Below are 1,174 nucleotides of genomic sequence, written 5' to 3'. Positions count from 1 at the left end.
GTACTGCTGCTGCAAAAATCGTGAGCTTTCAGCAATGAGCCGCCGGCAGGCATATGCGCTACGTTCATAGATCAAGTTTTAAGCGATCAGGAAACAAGATGCTCAGTTGTGCCAGCGTTTGGTTCCAGTTGAACACCGGCTTGGTCCACTTTGCAGTGATGTGATCTTGTGCCAGGAACAAGAGCTTCATCAAAGCTTCTTCACTCTGGAATGCTCCTTTCGACTTAGTAACTGTCCTAAGTTGGCGGTGAAAACCCTCTATAATGTTGGTGGTGTAGATGATGCGGCGGATGTCGCGGTTGTATTGATAGTAGCAACTCAGCCGGTCCCAGTTCCTGCGCCACGACTCAATAACCTTGGGATAGCGCTCGCCCCAGTTCTTCGCCAAAGCATCCAGCCCGCGTTCTGCACCGTCCTTTGTCGCAGCCCGGTAAACCGCACCCAGGTCTTTCATGAAGGGTTTCACGTCTTTGTAGCTCAGGTACTTCTGCGAGTTGCGGATCTGGTGCACCACGCAAAGCTGCACTTCAGTGCGGGGGAATACGGCTTCTATTGCTTCTGCAAAGCCCTGCAGGTTATCTATACAGGCAATCAGAATATCTTCAACACCACGGCTTTGCAGATCTGTGAGTACTGACAACCAGAAGCGGGCACCTTCCTGCTCACCGATGTACATGCCCAGCAGTTCCTTGTAGCCCTCCTGATTGATACCGATAATGCAGTACACTGCGCGGCTTACAACCCGTCCTTCGTGCCGTACCTTGTAGTGAATGGCATCCAGCCAGACAAAAGGATATACAGCTTCCAGCGGCCTGTTGCGCCACTCGGAAATAAGCGGCAGTATCTTGTCGGTAACCCGGCTGATGGTGGCAGGAGAAGCTTCCAGCCCGTACATGTCCATGAGGTGATCGCGGATGTCTGCGTAAGAGGCCCCGCGGGCGTAAAGGGCTATGATCTGCCGGTCCAGGTCCACCCCTAAGGTTTTGTGCCGCTTGGGCACTATCTCGGGCTCAAAGGTGCCGTTGCGATCGCGAGGGGTGGCAATCTCTATGTTACCTACAGGAGTTTTTACCCGTTTTCTGCATTTGCCGTTCTTCCGGTCCGGCTCTGGGGTTTGATCGATGTGTGCTTCCAGTTCGCCCTCCAGAGCTTCTTCGAGGAACTCTTTAAGCAG

Annotated in this window: 1 protein-coding gene; it reads right to left on the bottom strand. The window is 53.2% G+C overall.

Annotated features, from left to right (window positions below; all coding sequences use genetic code 11):
- Positions 1-64 precede the first annotated feature (64 nt).
- The coding region (locus BUE76_RS23340) for an IS256 family transposase (RefSeq protein WP_076026760.1) at positions 65-1,174 on the bottom strand (1,110 nt) is incomplete at its 5' end.

The sequence above is a fragment of the Cnuella takakiae genome (genome assembly GCF_001953305.1).
Classification (GTDB): Bacteria; Bacteroidota; Bacteroidia; order Chitinophagales; family Chitinophagaceae; genus Flavisolibacter; species Flavisolibacter takakiae.
The sequence above is the reverse complement of the archived record's forward strand: the minus strand, read 5'-3'. Positions and strand labels throughout refer to the sequence as shown.